The 15,745-nt window shown below is 68.4% G+C and carries 16 protein-coding genes; 7 read left to right on the forward strand and 9 right to left on the reverse strand.

Annotation, left to right across the window (positions count from 1 at the left end; translation table 11 throughout):
- Positions 1–2: 2 nt before the first annotated feature.
- The 5 genes from eccCa to G6N26_RS15640 all read right to left on the reverse strand — a co-directional run bounded on the left by eccCa (position 3) and on the right by G6N26_RS15640 (position 8,831).
- Positions 3–3,992: a type VII secretion protein EccCa gene (eccCa, locus tag G6N26_RS15620; protein ID WP_083019286.1), complete on the reverse strand. Its 3,990-nt coding sequence runs from the start codon at positions 3,990–3,992 to the stop codon at positions 3–5.
- The gene (gene eccB / locus G6N26_RS15625; RefSeq protein WP_083019288.1) at positions 3,989–5,596 is read right to left on the reverse strand and encodes a type VII secretion protein EccB; all 1,608 of its coding nucleotides are present in this window, start codon (positions 5,594–5,596) and stop codon (positions 3,989–3,991) included. Before eccB ends, eccCa begins: the two co-directional genes overlap by 4 nt.
- Entirely contained in the window at positions 5,593–7,446 is a 1,854-nt protein-coding gene (gene eccA3 / locus G6N26_RS15630) for a type VII secretion system ESX-3 AAA family ATPase EccA3 (protein WP_083019290.1), read from the reverse strand. Before eccA3 ends, eccB begins: the two co-directional genes overlap by 4 nt.
- 233 nt (positions 7,447–7,679) lie before the next feature.
- The gene (locus tag G6N26_RS15635) at positions 7,680–7,832 is read right to left on the reverse strand and encodes a hypothetical protein (RefSeq protein WP_163648821.1); all 153 of its coding nucleotides are present in this window, start codon (positions 7,830–7,832) and stop codon (positions 7,680–7,682) included.
- A gap of 93 nt (positions 7,833–7,925) precedes the next feature.
- Positions 7,926–8,831, reverse strand: coding sequence for a class I SAM-dependent methyltransferase (locus tag G6N26_RS15640; protein WP_083019327.1), 906 nt, complete (start codon positions 8,829–8,831; stop codon positions 7,926–7,928).
- 404 nt (positions 8,832–9,235) lie between these two features.
- On the opposite strand from G6N26_RS15640, the gene G6N26_RS15645 reads away from it, so the two are divergent.
- The 3 genes from G6N26_RS15645 to G6N26_RS26425 all read left to right on the forward strand — a co-directional run bounded on the left by G6N26_RS15645 (position 9,236) and on the right by G6N26_RS26425 (position 11,151).
- The gene (locus tag G6N26_RS15645) at positions 9,236–9,592 is read left to right on the forward strand and encodes a Fur family transcriptional regulator (RefSeq protein ID WP_067165017.1); all 357 of its coding nucleotides are present in this window, start codon (positions 9,236–9,238) and stop codon (positions 9,590–9,592) included.
- Positions 9,593–9,649: 57 nt separating this feature from the next.
- Positions 9,650–10,792 carry a GTP-binding protein gene (locus G6N26_RS15650; protein ID WP_082991263.1) on the forward strand — a complete coding sequence of 381 codons (1,143 nt, stop codon included), beginning with the start codon at positions 9,650–9,652 and terminating at the stop codon, positions 10,790–10,792.
- Between the two features lie 110 nt (positions 10,793–10,902).
- Positions 10,903–11,151, forward strand: a complete 249-nt coding sequence (locus G6N26_RS26425) for a transcription antitermination regulator (RefSeq protein ID WP_332107713.1) — start codon at positions 10,903–10,905, stop codon at positions 11,149–11,151.
- Here the strand turns inward: G6N26_RS26425 and G6N26_RS15660 are convergent.
- Both G6N26_RS15660 and mrf read right to left on the reverse strand, forming a co-directional pair.
- Positions 11,103–11,390: a type B 50S ribosomal protein L31 gene (locus tag G6N26_RS15660; RefSeq protein WP_067165023.1), complete on the reverse strand. Its 288-nt coding sequence runs from the start codon at positions 11,388–11,390 to the stop codon at positions 11,103–11,105. The genes G6N26_RS26425 and G6N26_RS15660 overlap by 49 nt on opposite strands.
- Positions 11,390–12,586, reverse strand: a complete 1,197-nt coding sequence (gene mrf, locus G6N26_RS15665; RefSeq protein ID WP_083019292.1) for a ribosome hibernation factor-recruiting GTPase MRF — start codon at positions 12,584–12,586, stop codon at positions 11,390–11,392. Before mrf ends, G6N26_RS15660 begins: the two co-directional genes overlap by 1 nt.
- Positions 12,587–12,690: 104 nt before the next feature.
- Here mrf and rpmB point away from each other — a divergent pair, with 104 nt between their 5' ends.
- From rpmB to rpsR, 4 genes are read left to right on the forward strand one after another with little or no spacing between them, the layout of a single operon-like run.
- On the forward strand, positions 12,691–12,927 hold the full coding sequence (rpmB, locus tag G6N26_RS15670; protein WP_083019294.1) for a 50S ribosomal protein L28: 237 nt from the start codon (positions 12,691–12,693) through the stop codon (positions 12,925–12,927).
- Positions 12,927–13,091, forward strand: a complete 165-nt coding sequence (rpmG, locus tag G6N26_RS15675) for a 50S ribosomal protein L33 (RefSeq protein WP_003873955.1) — start codon at positions 12,927–12,929, stop codon at positions 13,089–13,091. Before rpmB ends, rpmG begins: the two co-directional genes overlap by 1 nt.
- Positions 13,092–13,093: 2 nt before the next feature.
- Positions 13,094–13,399: a 30S ribosomal protein S14 gene (gene rpsN / locus G6N26_RS15680; RefSeq protein WP_067165031.1), complete on the forward strand. Its 306-nt coding sequence runs from the start codon at positions 13,094–13,096 to the stop codon at positions 13,397–13,399.
- The gene (gene rpsR / locus G6N26_RS15685; RefSeq protein ID WP_083019296.1) at positions 13,399–13,662 is read left to right on the forward strand and encodes a 30S ribosomal protein S18; all 264 of its coding nucleotides are present in this window, start codon (positions 13,399–13,401) and stop codon (positions 13,660–13,662) included. The genes rpsN and rpsR overlap by 1 nt, the downstream gene beginning before the upstream one ends.
- Before the next feature lie 67 nt (positions 13,663–13,729).
- On the opposite strand, the gene G6N26_RS25930 is transcribed toward rpsR, so the two are convergent.
- Together G6N26_RS25930 and G6N26_RS15695 are read right to left on the reverse strand one after the other, a co-directional pair.
- Positions 13,730–13,921 carry a hypothetical protein gene (locus G6N26_RS25930; protein ID WP_179960221.1) on the reverse strand — a complete coding sequence of 64 codons (192 nt, stop codon included), beginning with the start codon at positions 13,919–13,921 and terminating at the stop codon, positions 13,730–13,732.
- Between the two features lie 160 nt (positions 13,922–14,081).
- Positions 14,082–15,671 (reverse strand): PPE family protein, encoded by a 1,590-nt coding sequence (locus G6N26_RS15695; RefSeq protein WP_083019297.1) that lies wholly within the window; start codon positions 15,669–15,671, stop codon positions 14,082–14,084.
- Between the last annotated feature and the right edge of the window lie 74 nt (positions 15,672–15,745).

Here is a 15,745-nt window from a genome sequence, read left to right on the forward strand (position 1 = left end):
CTCTACTCCTCCCGTTGCGCTTCACTTGCCATTACGGATTCCCCGATCAAGGGGTTGACCAACTGCACATACGTCGGGCCATCGCTGTCGCCCAACAGAATCGCCCGCCCGGCCGGCAACCGGCCGAACCGTTGACCGCGGATCTTGCCGCTGTCCTGCGGGTTGCCCGCCAACATCAACGTGGTCGCCTGCAGGTCGTTGAAGCGGCGCAGCAGCGGGTTGGTCATCAACGCGTGCCCCGAACCGGTGGCCCGCGCGGTGACGATCACCCGGATCCCCAAATCGGCTGCCTGCGAGAGCAACCCGATCAACGGAGACCACGGGCGCTGCCCGACGTAGGGGCCGCTCATCGCCGGCGAGTCCGGGATCTGGTCCACGTCGTCGATGATCAGGTAGTGGGTCTGGCCCGCGAACGTCCAGCGGGCCAGTTCGGCCGGCGACAAGCCGGCCGGCGGCCGGCGCGACTCGATGAGGTTGGCCAGCCCCAGCATCGCGGGGATGATGCGGTCGATGTTGGCCGTGTACTCGTTGTCGGCGAACAACGGTTCGTCGACCAGGTGCAGCCGGCGATCCAGCACCGTGAAGGCCACCTGATCCGGCGTGGAGTTTTCGCGGACCGTGCGAATGAGGTGGCGCAGCAGCGTCGTCTTCCCCGACTTGCTGTCCCCGAACACCATCAGCAACGGGTTGTCGGCGAAGTCGACCACCACCGGCGCGAGGTCCTCCTCGCGCTGCCCGATGACCACCTGTTCCGGCCCGCGGTAGAGCGACCCGACGGCCTCGGGGGCGAGATTGGTGGGCAGCAGCCGCACCGGCGGCGCGGCCATGCCCGGGTAGCGGTCGTTGATGGCGCCGACCTGGTCCAGCTCCGGGGCGGCGAACAGGAAATGCTCTGCGGCCATGGTCAATCCGCGACCCGGTTGGTCGTGCGGCACCGCTTCGGCGGGCCGGCGCAGGGCGCCGACCACCCGCACGTTGCTGTCCCGCGGGTCGTGCAGCTTGAGCTCGAGCCGCAGCCCGAGGCCGTCGCGCATCGCCAGCGGCACCTCCAGCCAGCTGGGAGTGGTGATGACCACGTGGATGCCGTAGGCCAATCCGATGTTGACCAGCTCGGTGACCTTGGCCAGCAACGGGTTTCGCGTGTTGAACTGGTCGGTGTTGTCACGGCCGAACGCGTAGAGGTTGTCGATGAGCAGGAACACCTCGCCGAACCCGTCGTCGGGCACCGCACCGCGGGAGTCCCGGAACGCCTCCCGGCGCTGCCGCGACAACAGCAGCTGCTCGAGCTCCCCGAAGGTGCGCCGGATCCGTTCGGGCTCCAGCGCCGAGGCGACGCTGCCGACGTGCGCCAGGCCTTCCAGCGCGCGCAGCTTCCCGCCGCCGTAGTCCAGGCAGTAAAACGTGACCTCGCGCGGCGAGTGCAGGCTGGCCGCCGACAACATGAACGTCTGCAGCGCAGTCGATTTCCCTGACTTGGGGCCACCGTGGATGACCATGTTTCCGGCCGACGACGCGGCATCGAAGATCAGCGGGTCGCGGCGCATCTCGAACGGCTTGTCGATCTCACCCAGCGGCCACTGCCACTGCCGCGGCGGCACGCCGGCCCGGGCCAGCATCGCGCTGACCGGGATCGGCTCGTCCAGCGGCGGCAGCCACAACTGCGGCGCGCGCGGGCCGTAACCGGCCAGCTGCTCGCCGATGGTGGCGATGAGCTTGCGCGGCGGCCCGGTCAGTTCGACCTCGTCCGGGCTGGTGATCACGGTGTCCTGATCGGGCTCGACCCGTCCGGCCGTGAACACCTTGGGTTCCGGGATGGACGGCACCACAAGCGATTTGGCCTTCTGCGGCGGATCGTAGATGCCGTCGACATAGGTGCTGCGGAACTTGATCGGGGTCGCGCCGGGCGCCGGCACCAGGAAGCCCACGCCCTTGTGCTCCTTGCCGGATTCGATGTGGTAGGCGTCCTCCACACCGATGATCTGGCGGGACACGCTGGGACTGGCCACCTTCAACCCGATGCGGTAGGAGGTGTTCTTGTCGATGTCCTTGATCTTGCCCACATCCAGCGTCTGCGACGCGAACAGGATGTGGATACGGAACGAACGGCCCTTGCGGGCAACGTAATCGAACAGTTCCGCGTACTCCGGGTGGTCGGCCAGCATCAACGTGAACTCGTCGGCCACCACGAACAGCGTCGGGATCGGCGGCAGGTCGTGCCCAGCCGCGATGGCGTTCTCGTATTCGACGACCGAGTTGAAGGCGCTGCCCTGCACCCGGCGGCCGGCCTCACGCAGCAGCGTCTCCCGACGGGCCACCTCGCCGCGCAGCGTGTCGGCGAACCGGTCGGCCAGCGACTTCTTTTCGGCCATGTTCGAGATCACCGCGACGACCTGCGGGAAATTGCGGAAGCTGTCGGCCCCGGCCTCACCCTTGAAGTCGGCGTAGATGACGATCAACCGGTCCGCCGAGTGGGTCGTCAACAGCGACAACAGGATCGACATCAGGGTCTGGGACTTACCCGATCCCGTCATACCGATCATCAGACCGTGCGGGCCCATCCCGCCCTCGGCTTCGTCCTTCAGGTCGAACATCAGCGGCTCACCGGTCGCGGTGACCCCGATCGGGATGCGCAGTTCGTCCTCGCGGCGCCGCTGCGCCCACAGCGTCGGCACGTCCAGCTGCGACGCGTCCGGGATGCCCAGCATCGTGGTGAACGTGGCGCCACGGGTGGCCGCCGAGCGCAACCCCGTGTGCGTCGGGTTGGAGTCCCAGCGCGACAGCTGGCGCGCCAGGTGGGCGGCCTCGTCGGCGCCCAGTTGGTCGGCGACGTCGACGTAGGGCTGCCAGCCGCCGGTCTGCCAGCGCTCGAGGGAATGGGTCCGGCCGTCCTCGCCGTCCCGCCCGCTGATGCGCAGGATCGGCTTCTCCGGGTCCGAATACTGCTCGCGGTTCGGGGCGGTGGCGCCGCGGTGCACGACGGTGACACCCGCCCGGCCCATCGCCAGGGTCGAGGCGTTCAGGTCGTAGTCCGGGTCGTCGACGACGATCAGCAGGTGGCGCAGCGCGTCGGCGGGTTCGCCGGTGAACGCTGGGCGGTCGACGAGCGCGGATCCCAGGCTGGCGACCAGCTCGTCGACGTTGGTGGCCATGAAGCGGGCCGGCCCGACACCGTCGAGCTCACCGGGAATGTCGACGTGCGGCAACCACTTCAGCCACGACCAGTCCGCGCTCTCGAGGTCGGGAGTGACCAGCGCGACCCCGAGCACCGTCGGGTCGTGCCAGGTGACGGCCTGGGCGACCCAGGCGCGCATCGCCGAGCGCGCCTCGTCTTCGGAGCCCAGCACGGTGATCCGCGAGACCTTGGCCAGGTCGATTCCGGTCGGCACGTCGCGCACCGTGCGGTGGGTGTCGAGCAGGCTGCGTAATGCGCTGTGCGACACCGGCTCCAGGTCGATTTCATCCGCGGTGTCGTTGACCCGCAGCGCGGTCGCCAGGGGCACGTGGTGGCGCCCGGCCCGCAGCACGAGGAAGTCGGGGTCGTGCGGGTCGCGCTCCCACTGACGCCGCGATCCGGGCACGGCGGCCAGCGCCGCCGGCTCCGGGTGGGACCACTGCGCGGCGGCGCGCTGCGCGGCGGCCTGGGTGCGGATGTTGTCCCGGACCACCGACAGGTAGCGCAGGTAGTCGGCGCGCTCGGCGTCGACCTCCTCGGTGCGCGTCTTGTTGTCGTTGCCGCGATACATCGCCGTCGCGGCGAGCAACAGCACGAACGGGAAGAACAGGGTCTGCGGGGAGATCAACCGCATCCCAGTCGCGAACAGGGCGACGATCATGCCGACGATCAGGATCACCAGCACGTACGGCATCGCCCGGCGCAGGAACGACGGCGGAATCACCCGGGGCAGCTCGGGCGGCGCCTCGATGGCGATGGTGCCCTTGCGGGTCACCGGCGGCGCCAGCCGGCGGCGCGCTTCGAAGATCAATCGACTCATCGGGGGGCTCCCTCAGCAGATGCGACGCGGCCGGGCTTCTGGTCGGGCGTCAGCCCGTCGTGTGCCAGCAACGCGTCGGCGCGCGATAGTGTCGGGCCGCTCGCGAACAGCGACAGCACCGACCACGGAATGGGGACCGGTGACCCGGTAAGGCCAAGGGCTTCAACGGTTTTGCCCTGCCCGGCGGCCGAGTGCTCGGCCTCGTTGTCGATGCCGTAACGGACACCGGTGTCGGAGACCCAGAACAGCGACCCGGCGCCCGGCGAGTTCGGGCCGCCGCCGACGGACTGGGTGAAGTAGCCGGTACCCGGCGCCAGGGCGACGCGGGTGGCGGTGGCCGGCGAGCCGCCGCCCACCAGGTCGACCGTGCGGATCGAGTCGGCGACAGGCAGAGCCGAGCCGGACAGCAGGTTCACCGAACTGCTGGCGGCGCGGGCGGGCTTGCTCCAATAGGCGCACGCGACAGGCGATTTGGCCGCATCCACCAGGCCGACCTGCTGGTCCGGGTACCGCGCGGTGTCCAGCATCCGCGACACCGGCAGCTTGGCCACCGCATCGGCGCCCAGCCGCGGAGGTTGGTCCAGCCCATAGGAATTCGTGTTCCGCAGGATTGCGGCGAGCACCGGTGAGATCTGCTGCAGACCGTCGGGCAACACCGCGTAGTAGCGCGGCGCCCCCGAGGAGCTCTGGTCCAGGGTGTAGGACACCACCACCGCGCCGATCGGGGCCGGCGCGGTAAACGGCGCCGGCGCACCGGCGTTCGGAATGCCGGGCGCGGTCAGCGGCGGCGCTTCGGGAATAGCGTTGAACAGGCCCAGGGCGATCGGGCGAGGCGCGGGGATCTCGGAGTTGCCCTGTCCCAAACCAAGTGCGTTCGTGATCGCGTGGTCGGTCAGGTTGATCTGGCTGCGCTTGCCGTCCCACAGCAGCCAGGTGGTGCCGTCCCGCTCGGCGAGCAGCGCCTGCCGCGGCGCGAGCGTGGCGGCGCGGGCGCCGCTGCTGTCCGGCCGGCCGGCGATCACCGTGACGCCGGTGCTGTGCGCGGCGTGCCCACCGGGGTCACTCACCGCGTCGCACACGGTCCAGTTCGCGTCCGTCGACGGGTTTTGCACCATGCGTTCCGGCGCGCCCGGGATGCCGATCAGGTTGCCGCGCGGAAACCGATCCAGCTCAGTGCTTTTCACCATGGTGGGGTCCACCGGCCGGCCCGTGATCAGGCGGGCCGAGGTCAGGTTGAGCACCGGATGCAGGTCCTCACCGACACGGACATACAGCGCGGCGGTGGACCGGTCGGCGAGCACCGCGTTGGTACCCGCCGTCCCGTTGGGCCGGATCAGCGAGAACACGAAGCAGCCGGCCAGGCCGGTGACCAGGAGGACGATCCCCATCGCGACCGCGCGCGACTGTGTGCGCAGGGGGTCGACGAGCATCCTGGTGTCGTGCAACGCAATACCGGAGGCGATCCGGCGCATCACGAATCGCCAGCCGGTGACCTGGTGCCGGGTGACGAAGCCGCGGCGGTACTCGACCTGGTCGGGGTTGTCGTTGACCGGGGTGCGAGAGGCGAACGAACGCCGCTCGTCAGGTTGATTATTGGAGGTCATGCCGGCACCGACAGCCCGAGGCCGCGCAGCAGCGGCTCAACCGACCTTGCGACGTCGTCGTCGGTGATCGTCATCAGCTCCTCGTCACTGAATTCGCCGGTTCCGGCGTGTTCCGAATGGTCGAGCCGGAACTCTCGTTCTTCTTCGGAGCGTTCGACGATGTTTCGGACAAAACGACCGTTACCGGCGATGTCCAAGTTGCGTCGCGAGATTCCGTTGGCGTCGGGTGTCGACTCGGTCGCCAACTTGGTGAACAACTCCTCCATGTGGTCGAGCGCGGCCTTTTCGAAGATGCTGTCGCGCTGCTCGGCCATCTTGTTCGCAATCTCGACGAGTTCCGACGGTGCGTAGGAAGGGAAGTCGATGTTGCGGGTGAACCGAGAACGCAAGCCCTCGTTGGTGTCCAGGAACTTGTCCAGGTCGGCCCGGTACCCGGCGATGATGACCACCAGGCGGTCGCGGTCGTTCTCCATCCGCGCCAGCAGCGTGTCGATGGCCACCAGGCCGAAGTCATTCTTGGCGCCCGTGGCGACCAGCGCGTAGGCCTCGTCGAGGAACAGCACGCCGTCGAGCGCGCTGTCGATGATGGCGTTGGTCTTGGCCTCGGTCTCGCCGATGTGCTGGCCGATGAGGTCGGCGCGGTGCACCTCGCGGATGTTCTCCCGCTTCAAAAGCCCCAGGCCGCAATAGATCTTGGCGACCACGCGGGCGATGGTGGTCTTACCGGTTCCGGGCGGGCCGGCGAAGACCAGGTGGTGGGCGCGCTGCGCGACCGCGAGCCCGCGCTGCTTGCGGACCAGCTCCATGGCGACCGAGCTCTTCAGCCGCGACACCTGGTTCTTGACCTCCTCGAGGCCGATGAACTCGGCGAGCTGGCGTTCGGCCTCGTGCAGCAGCACGGCCTTGCGTTCGTGGGCGGCGGGATCGACGAAATCCTCGGCGCTGGGCTCGGTTTCGGGATCCCACGGATCGGTGCGGGCCTCGATGCGGGCCGCCGTGGTGGTCACGATGCCGAAACTGGTGTCGGTCAGGGCCTGCTCGACCTGTTCGTTCTCGGGGTGGGCCGCGTACAGGTCCTGCAGCACTTCGCTCGCCGAGTCCTCGTCGACGTGCGCGCGCAGCACCAGAGCTTTGGCCAGCGCGCCGTCCACGGCCGCCACCGCGACCGGTCCCTCGGGCTCTTCCAGATAGGACAGCGCCGGCGCGAACATGCCCAGCCGGGCCAGCGCGGTGCCCAGGGCGATCTTGGCCGCGTGAGAGAACGCCTCGTCGAGATCCGTGTCGTTGACGATCGGGGTCAGCAGCTTGACGACGTCCGACCAGCGCTCGGCGCGGTAGTTGGTGACGACGGACACCCAGCGGGCTTCGCGCCAGTTCGGGCGGTCGGCGGTCAGGCCGGCGACGATCGAGTCGGCCTGCGCAAACCGTCCCGCGGTCGCGAGCGCGGCCGCGTAGGCGAGGTGGAAGTCGTCGGGAGTCGTCGCGCGGAACTGTAGATACAGTCCGGTGTCGTAGCGGAAGCCCAGCGAGTCGGGCGCCAGATCGACCTGACGCTGCAGCACGCCCGCGGTGGCCGCGGTGCGCGACACCGACTCGAGCACCCGCAGGGACGCGTCCCCGGCGGCCGCCAGTCCCGTCCACGCGTCGCATTGGTCGTGGGCGATGCGCGTCAGCGCGGTGAAGCCCGAGCGGGCCGCGGCCAGGTCGGCCGGCCGCTGGCGCTGGTAGACCACGATGCCCAGCGCGCGGCAGCAGGTCGCGAACCGGCTGACGACGTCGCCGTCAACGCGCGTGTCCACTCGCGAATTGACTGGCTGAACTGTGAGCATGCCGGTGTCACCGTGTTCCACGGCCGCGTCTTTTCATGTATGTAGTCTCCCCTAACCTGACCCGCCTGAAGTTAGCATTGCATAAGCTAACTGTCGAGGCGTTTGGGCCTGTCCGACTCACCACTGCACTGCCCTTCTTTTACCGCCGATGAGGACGTTCTGCCTACGGTTTTGCCGCATTTTCGGCATACTCACAGCCGCACGTCGGGGGGTCTCACAGCAAGGCCCCACGTTACTGAAAATCATTTTCATTATCAATCCCGGCGCGCAACTTCGGCGACCGCCGGCGCGGCCGAGCGGAACAGGGACGACACCGTCCGCACCGGCGCGGTCATAGCGGGGTTCTCCTCGACGATCGGGTTGTGCTCGACGATCGCCTCGACCCGGGCGGCCGGTGGAACGATCACGCAGCCACTAGTCGGCTGGCGGGCCGGAAAAGTTCCGCCGCCCGTCGCTTCCCCGGGCGAACTCGCCCGGCCCCCGCAAATCCCGTCGAGGGCTCAGGCCCGGACGGCGCTCACCAACGTGTTACGCGCGATCATCGGACCGGCTTCGGTCTCCGGGCCGGGCACCGGGCGGCCGACCTCGCGCAGGTAGTCGGCCAGCGGGGTGCCGACCGCGGTCCACCCGTGGTTGCCGAACCATTCGGTGGCGGGCGCGCACTGCTCGTTGTAGACGAGCTGGAAGAACACGCGCTGGTCGCCCTGCGCGGTGGCGGCCCGTTCTTCCGCGACGGCGGTCTCGAAGTCCTCGGGCTTCATCGGGGCGCCGTCCTCGACGGCGACGTGGCTGCCGTGGCCGGCCAACCCGTCGATACCGGTGAACAGCTGCTCCTGGGCGCTCGCGGGCAGATAGATCAGCAGGCCCTCGGCGATCCACGCCGAGGGTTTAGCCGGGTCGAAGCCGCTGTCGCGCAGGGCCTGCGGCCAGTCCTCGCGCAAATCGATGGCGATCTCGCGGCGCTCGGCCCGCGGCTGGGCGCCGGCCTCGGCGAGCACCTCACGTTTGAAGTCGAGCACCTGCGGCTGGTCGAGCTCGAAGATCGTGGTCGCGGCCGGCCAGTCCAGGCGGTAGGCGCGCGAGTCCAGCCCCGCCGCCAACACGACCACCTGACGCACGCCCGCGTCGGCGGCGCGCACGAAGTAGTTGTCGAAGTACCTGGTACGGGCGCCCTGGAAGTTGACGAAGTTTTCGCCGAAGTCGGCGGTCTTCAGCTGATGGTCGGGATCCTTACCGTCGAGGACGTCGGCGGCGGTACCGCCGACGGCGCGGCAGAAAATCTCCGCGTACGGATCCACGGCCAGCGGGTCGGGCTTTTGCGCTTCCAGCGCCCGCGCGGTGGCCACGAACAACGCGGTCGAACCGACGCTCGTAGTGATGTCCCAGGTAGCGCCTTCGCTTCGCACCCCGCCCACAGTACGCCGCCGGGCGGTGAGCCCTTTTCCGCTGGCGCGCAACGCGAATGGCGACGGTGGGCGCATGTTGCCGCTCAAGCGGGCCAGCCGGGGTCCCGCGGAACCGGGCCGGCGCGCACCGCGAGGCGGAGCGCCTTTGCGGAAGATCTCGCGCGATCTACATGAAAACGGTTATCGTTTGCAGAGAGGGTGCGGCTCAGGTATTGCCACCACGCATCAGACAGCCGCGGCACTGCCGCGCCGCCCCGCGCTGACGTCAGCCACTGGCCCGCGAGATCGCGGATCTGCAAGGAACCACGTCGGGATCAGTTCGACAAGGAGTAGCACCGGTGCCATCGCCGCCCGCAGCGCCCCGACGGCGACGTACGACGGTCAAGCAGCGCGCCGTCCTAGAGGTGCTGCGTGCGCAGGAGAACTTTCGCAGCGCCCAACAGCTTTATCAGGACATTTGCCAGAAGCGGCAGCTCAGGATCGGCCTGACCAGCGTGTACCGCATCCTGCGCACGCTGGCAGCAGACCGGATCGCCGAGACACAGCGCGCGGAGGACGGCGAGATCCTCTACCGCCTCCGCACGGAGGCGGGCCATCGTCATTATCTGCTGTGCCGGCAGTGCGGCACGGCCGTCGCCTTCACCCCAGTCGACGTCGAGGAACACACCCGCCGGCTGAGTCGCCAACATCACTTCGCCGACGTCACCCACTATGTCGACCTTTACGGCACCTGTCCGCTCTGCCAGGCCCCTCAACCTTGAGCTCCTGCCGGCAGCCGGCCTTTGCGCCCTTAATGAAAATGATTATCATTAACAACCATGCCGCCACAGACTTCTGCGCCGATTCCCGTGACCGTCCTGTCCGGCTTCCTGGGAGCGGGCAAAACCACTTTGCTCAACCACGTTCTGGCTAACCGGGAAGGCCGACGCGTCGCGGTCATCGTCAACGACATGAGCGAAGTCAACATCGACGCGGCCCTCGTCGCCGGTACCGGCTTCCTGGATCGCACGGAAGAAAAACTCGTCGAGCTGACCAATGGCTGCATCTGCTGCACCTTGCGTGAAGACCTCATCGAATCGGTTGCCCGGCTGGCATACGACGGTCGTTTCGATTACCTGCTGATCGAGTCGACGGGCATCTCCGAACCGCTGCCGGTCGCCGCCAGCTTCAGCTGGGAATTCGAAAACGGCTTCAGCCTGAGTCGGATCGCGCGCCTCGACACGATGGTGACCGTGGTCGACGCATCGACGTTTCTGCGCGAACTGGCGCGCGGTGAAGCCCTGGCGGCCCGCCAGCTCGCCGCCGGGGACGCCGATGTCCGAACCATCGCCGACCTGCTTGTCGATCAAGTGGAGTTCGCCGACGTGATTCTGCTCAACAAGACCGATCTGGTGAGCGACAGAACCAACGCGACGGTGGCCGCGGTGCTGCGGCGTCTTAATCCGGCCGCGAAGATCGTGCCCGCCGACCACGGCCGCGTGGCGCTGTCAGAGGTCCTGGACACGGGCCTGTTCGATCCCGACTTGGCCGCCGAGTCACCCGGCTGGGCGGACGAAGTTGCCAACGGGCACTCACCGGAGACCGAGGAATACGGCATCAGCAGCATGACCTTCCGAGCCCAACGCCCGCTGCACCCGCAGCGACTACACGTGGCACTGGAGCGGCTGCAGGGGGTCCTGCGCAGTAAAGGCTTCTGCTGGATCGCCAGCCGACCCGACATCGCGGCCATCTGGTCACAAGCCGGACCCAACCTCGCGATTGAACCGGCCCAGAACTGGTCGACCGCCGGCTTTCCCGCCGGCCAGGAAATCGTGTTCATCGGGGTCAAACTCGACCGCAACCAGGTACTGGACCTTATGCAATCGGCGTTGCTGACCGATACCGAATTGGCCGAAGGTCCCCAGCGCTGGGTCGACTACCCCGATCCCTTGCCGCCGTGGGCCGTCGTCCACGCCCACTAACCCTCGGAAGAACTTCGCCACCGCTGGGAGCGACCATGATCCACACGCCCAACTACCGGCCCGCCGACCATCGGTCCCGACGCGAGATCGATCAGGCGATCGGCGTCGTCATGGGTCTCAAACGTTGCTCGGCAGAACAAGCGCTCACTGAGCTCACGGGTGTCGTGCGCGCCAGCGGGGTCGGGCTGGGTGGGGTATCCCGCGCGTTGCTCGCTCTGGTCACCGGCGATGTCGCTTCGGCCGCGCAAGCGGCCCTCGTCCAGTGGGAAGCGTTTCTGCGCGCGCCCGCACAGGATCAGACCTCGTCAGGTCAGGGAGCCGCGACGTCCGGGTGGTCGGCGGGTCGACGTGCGCCGTAGCGGCGGTGGAATTTCTCCACCTGCCCGGCGGTGTCCACGATGCGCCGGCCGCCCGTCCAGAACGGGTGCGAGTCCGACGTGATCTCGACGACGACCAGGGGATAGTCGCGCACCCCTTGTGGCGTCTCCCACTCGACGGTGCGCGAACTGGTGATGGTCGATCGGGTCAAGAACCTCGCCCCGGTGGTGGCGTCCTGGAAGACGACGGGGTGGTAATCGGGGTGAATGCCGGATTTCATCAGCGGTCTCCCTCGGTGCTGTGGTGGGCGGGCGTGCTCTCGTCGGCATCTTGCGGGGGATCACCACAGGGTTCTTCGTGCCAGTCCCCAAAGGGATCCTCACCGAAAGTCCAGTCACACGAAGCGAACTCGTCATCGGTGAGCAGTGCGCCGTTGAGGGCGTCAAGGATTTCGGTGACGTTCGCGCCGCACACCAGGATGGTCATTGCGATGTGCCGGTCGCCATGGTCGGCGTCCCATTCCAGCTCGGCGAAGGCGCGTCGGGCCGGATCGATACCGGCCAGCTGGTTCGGAGTGAGGGCCGCCAGCCACGTGCCGGCCGAGCTGACCCGCAGGCCGGCGCCGGCCGATTCCAGCCACATCGCGCGGTCGGGCTTGCCGGCCAGCCACAGCCGCCCCCGGGTCCTGATCACGCCGTCGAGCAGCAGATCCAGACAAGCGTGCAGGCGCTGCGGATGAAAGGGACGGCGGGCATTGAACTCCACCAGGGCGATCGGCCCGCGGGACTCCAGCGGCGGCTGTCCGGCCAGCAGCGGACCGTGCGGATCGTCGCTTCGGCCGCGGCGCGCGTCGCGGTACAGATTGCGCAGCGCATCCTCGATGCCGCCGGCGCCCACGCGAACGCGTGCGCGCGGAGAAAGCCGGCGCAGCACGGCCGCCACGAACGGGTTGGGGCGGTCCAGCACGACGACGTCGGCGAACTCGGCCTGTCCGATCACCACCTGTGCCCGGGTGCGCCCATCGCCGAGTTCGTCCTCCCCCAGCGCCTGGTTCAACCACGCCGCCGAGTCGACACAGGTCACCACCGCGGCGATCGCCACGTCCAGTGCGGCGGGCCCGTCGATATACCCGGGCGCCACACGCACCCGAACGTGCTTGATGGCCAAGCAAATTGGTTCGGGTTCCAGCCAGGGCGCGAGGTGCACCACGATCCGGTTCACGTCGTCGCGGCGGTGCAGTTGGCGCAGCAGCACCAACAGGTCATTGCGGATGGTGCATGACACGCAGCCGTGCGCGAGCTCCAGTCCGCTCTCGTGACTGGTCAACACGCCGTCAGAGAGCGTCACGGTCGTGCGGCGCACCACCTGGCCGTCGAATCGGTGATCGACGACCAGCGTTCCCGGGGTCTGCAGCAGCGCACCCACGACGGCGTCGGTGTCCCGCTGGCCGGCAACCAAGATGACGGGGGTCCGCATCAGGCTCCTTATTGATAATCATTTTCATCTAGGCCCTTCCTACGGTACCGTCCGGGGGAGACCTTGTCGAAAATGATTTTCAATAAGCGAGATGGAGGTGCGCGGTGTCCGCCCACTGCCAGGTGACCGGCCGGCGGCCGGGTTTCGGTAACGCGGTGTCCCATTCCCATCGCAGGACCCGTCGCCGGTGGTCGCCGAACATCCAACTCAAGACGTACTACCTGCCCTCGGAGGGCCGCCGGATCCGGCTACGGGTCAGCGCCAAAGGCATCAAGGTCATCGACCGCGACGGCATCGAGGTGGTCGTCGCGCGGTTGCGCCGCGAAGGGCAGCGAATCTGATGGCGCGCAACGAGATCCGCCCCCTGGTGAAACTTCGGTCCACCGCGGGCACCGGCTACACCTACATCACCCGCAAGAACCGGCGCAACGACCCCGACCGCCTGGTCTTGCGCAAGTACGACCCGGTGATCCGCCGTCACGTCGAATTCCGGGAGGAGCGCTGAGCATGGCCAAGAAATCCAAGATCGTGAAGAACGAGCGCCGCCGCGCGATCGTGGCGCGCTACGCCGAACGCCGCGCCGAGCTCAAGGGGATCATCCGCTCGCCGGCGAGCACCGCCGGGCAACGAGCGGCGGCACAGGACGAGTTGGCCCGCCAGCCGCGCGACGCCAGCGCGGTGCGGGTGCGCAACCGCGACGCAGTCGACGGGCGACCGCGCGGCCACCTCCGCAAGTTCGGGCTGTCAAGGGTCCGGGTCCGCGAGCTGGCCCATGCCGGCCAACTCCCGGGCGTACGGAAGGCGAGCTGGTAATGGCCAGAAAAGTCGCGCGCCGCCGGGCCACAGCCCCGGCCGGCCGCTCGCCCAAGCGGAATCTGCTCGACAGCCTCGGGTTGCGCACCGTGGACTACAAAGACACCGCGGCGCTGCGGATGTTCATCTCCGAACGCGGCAAGATCCGTTCCCGCCAGGTGACCGGTCTGTCCGTCCAACAACAGCGACAGGTCGCGGCGGCCATCAAGAACGCCCGCGAAATGGCGCTCCTGCCCTATCCCGGACGGCACACGGCGCCTTGACGTCCCCGCGCCGCGGCACCGATCGCCCATTCACCGTAATCGTCTGTGCCGCATGCGCCGTCGACGATCAACTGTCGGTCATCGACGAATTGCGCCCCGCCATCCGGCGCTGCCCGCGGTCCATGTTGGTCTCGGCCGCCTGCATGCTCGGACCACTCACCTGCGCCTCTCGGCCGACCGGTGGGGGTGTGATGGCCCTGGTCCAGCCCTGCACGATCGATCGCGTGGCCAGCGGCCCGGCCCAGTGGATAGGACCCATCGCCGACAGCGATTCAGCCGCGGCGCTGCGCGACTGGCTGGTGCTCGGTCAATGGGAAAACATCCCCGTCCCAAGGCAACTCGATCGGCATCAGCGTTGGGCACGCGGCTCGCATCGGCGCAACTGACCCGAACGAACCGCGGACCCCGGCGCCCCTTGGCTAGTCGTCCCGCCCCGGCGCCTCATCGGCGCCCCACGTGCCCGGCATCATCGGTGCCGTTGGGCCCCCGTTGAATTCGTCCCCGGCCAGCGTGGTCAATCCGGACGCCGCGGCAACCGCCTCCCTGCTCGCGGTGCCGGCGAACCCCAGCGCGCCGGCTCCCTGCTCGGACGCCAGCGACCCGCTCGGGGGCGACCCGCCCCATTCCGGGTCGACGTCGACATTCATGTCCATGTACTCGTCGCCATAGCCGCGCTGCGTCGCCCGCCTGCGCCGGCGCGCCCGGGCAGCTTTGCGGGTGCGCGCGGCCGCGGCAGCCGCTGCGGCGGCGCTATCCGGTTCCGGCGCCTTCCTTTTGGCGCTGGAGCTGGCGCTGGAGCTCATCCCGGAGCCCGTTCCTATTCCGGGAGGACCGACGACGTACGGAGGGAAGAACCCCGCTGCGGCCGGCGCTGGAGCGGGTGCCGCCGGAGCGGTGGCGACCGTGGTGGCCGTGGGGGCGGGCGCCGGCGCCGGAGCCGTTGCCGGAGCAGCGACCGGCGCCACGGGAGTCGGGGCCAGGGCGATGGCCGGCGGGATGCTCGGCGTCGGCGCCGGCGGCGGTGCCGCGACTACGGCCGGGACGACCGCGGGGTGGGGCAGGGCGGCCAGGCCGGCCAATCCGGCGAAGCCGCCAACGGCAGCGAAGGGGGCCGCGGCGAGCAGGAGGGCGGGGGCGAGCAGCTGCGGCGCGGTGGTCAGAATTTCGAGGATGTGTGTCGGCCAGTCGAACAGCGCGAGTTGCACCAGGTATTGGAAGGCCAGCGCCGGATTGTGCACCAGGTAGTAGCCGAATTGTTCGAAATCCTCCAGCAGTTCTAGCGCGCGCACCACCCAGAAGATGGGCTGCCCGGCGTTCGTATAGGCGTCGTAGTCCAGCCCGTTCACCGTGCCCTGGGCGGGATTCCAGTTGATCCCGAAGTTCTTCAGGATGTTCGCGATGAATTGATTGAACGGATTGTCGATCGTGGGGTCGTGGTCGACGTCACCCGGATCATCGCTTGTTGCATCGGATTTCACGATCGGCGGCGCCGGGTCGGTGTGTGGGGTCGCGGCGACGGCGGCGGTGGACACCGCCTGATAGGTGGACATCGTGGTCGCCGCCTGGGTCCACATCCGCGCATAGTCGGCCTCGTTGACCGCGATCGGGACCGTGTTCATGCCGAAGAAATTCGTCGCCACCAGCGCCCCGTGGACGGCGTGGTTGGTGGCGAGCTCCGGCAGCGTCGGCATCGCGGTCAATGCGGCGGTGTACGCGGTGGCCGCCAGTTCGTGCTGCGCGGCGGTCGTCGCGCTGTCGGCGCTGGATTTCGTCAGCCACGCCAGGTAGGGGGCGTGCGCGGCCACGTAGGACTCTCCGCTGGGCCCCTCCCACGCGCCCGCCTGGACCCCCGCCAGCAAGGTACTCAATTGTTCTGCGGCGGAGGCGTATTCGGAGCTCAGCTCGGACCACGCGCCGGCGGCCGCCAGCAGCGGGGCGGGGCCCGGGCCGCTGCTGAGCAGCGCGGAATGCACTTCGGGAGGCGAGGCCATGAAAATCGGCGCCGTCATAGGTACTCCTCAGGCTGGAAGGGTTACCCGACTGAGGAGAGCTTAATGAATATGATTGTCGTTATCAACATGGC

Origin of the sequence: Mycobacterium marseillense (assembly GCF_010731675.1) — a bacterium.
Lineage (GTDB): Bacteria > Actinomycetota > Actinomycetes > Mycobacteriales > Mycobacteriaceae > Mycobacterium > Mycobacterium marseillense.

What these genes read in the sequence shown, in the direction of transcription:
- eccCa (WP_083019286.1), bottom strand. Translation starts at nt 3,992, where the DNA reads ATGAGTCGATTGATCTTCGAAGCGCGCCGCCGGCTGGCGCCGCCGGTG.
- eccB (WP_083019288.1), bottom strand. Translation starts at nt 5,596, where the DNA reads ATGACCTCCAATAATCAACCTGACGAGCGGCGTTCGTTCGCCTCTCGC.
- G6N26_RS15650 (WP_082991263.1), top strand. Translation starts at nt 9,650, where the DNA reads ATGCCGCCACAGACTTCTGCGCCGATTCCCGTGACCGTCCTGTCCGGC.
- G6N26_RS26425 (WP_332107713.1), top strand. Translation starts at nt 10,903, where the DNA reads ATGGGTCTCAAACGTTGCTCGGCAGAACAAGCGCTCACTGAGCTCACG.
- G6N26_RS15660 (WP_067165023.1), bottom strand. Translation starts at nt 11,390, where the DNA reads ATGAAATCCGGCATTCACCCCGATTACCACCCCGTCGTCTTCCAGGAC.
- mrf (WP_083019292.1), bottom strand. Translation starts at nt 12,586, where the DNA reads ATGCGGACCCCCGTCATCTTGGTTGCCGGCCAGCGGGACACCGACGCC.
- rpmG (WP_003873955.1), top strand. Translation starts at nt 12,927, where the DNA reads ATGGCGCGCAACGAGATCCGCCCCCTGGTGAAACTTCGGTCCACCGCG.
- rpsN (WP_067165031.1), top strand. Translation starts at nt 13,094, where the DNA reads ATGGCCAAGAAATCCAAGATCGTGAAGAACGAGCGCCGCCGCGCGATC.
- rpsR (WP_083019296.1), top strand. Translation starts at nt 13,399, where the DNA reads ATGGCCAGAAAAGTCGCGCGCCGCCGGGCCACAGCCCCGGCCGGCCGC.
- G6N26_RS25930 (WP_179960221.1), bottom strand. Translation starts at nt 13,921, where the DNA reads ATGGGTCCTATCCACTGGGCCGGGCCGCTGGCCACGCGATCGATCGTG.
- G6N26_RS15695 (WP_083019297.1), bottom strand. Translation starts at nt 15,671, where the DNA reads ATGACGGCGCCGATTTTCATGGCCTCGCCTCCCGAAGTGCATTCCGCG.